1 protein-coding gene is annotated in these 398 nt (G+C 63.1%); it reads right to left on the bottom strand.

Annotation, left to right across the window (positions count from 1 at the left end):
• A partial coding sequence (locus EN818_RS30955) for a BamA/TamA family outer membrane protein (RefSeq protein WP_145972142.1) occupies positions 1–398 on the bottom strand: 398 nt, incomplete at both ends.

Here is a 398-nt window from a genome sequence, read left to right as displayed (position 1 = left end):
CTCGGATCAAGCTTGTTGCCGTAGAGCGTTGCCGCGTCGGCGAACACCGCGCCGCGCAAGCCGAAGCTTTCCGGAATGACCGGCAGCGGGAACTGGGCTTCCGCAGATGCATTGAAATAGGTCGTGCCGCCGAGATGGTCGCCGCTGTTGTCGCTGGCAATCGGACCAATGCCGCCATAGGCGAAACCGCGGATCATGCGGTCGTTGCTCTGGAAGTGGTCGAAGATGCGCAGATCGCCATCGCCGTAGCCCGCGATATAGCCAGCACCACCCGACACCAGGCCGACCAGGTCGAGTTGCTCGGACAAGGTCTGGTACACGCTTGCGCGCCCGGTCAGCTTCACCCACTTGGCGTCACCGCCGAGACCAGCAACTTCGGTCGTGCCGGTGATGTAGAG

The sequence above is a fragment of the Mesorhizobium sp. M3A.F.Ca.ET.175.01.1.1 genome, from assembly GCF_004791945.1.
Classification (GTDB): Bacteria; Pseudomonadota; Alphaproteobacteria; order Rhizobiales; family Rhizobiaceae; genus Mesorhizobium.
The sequence above is the reverse complement of the archived record's forward strand: the minus strand, read 5'-3'. Positions and strand labels throughout refer to the sequence as shown.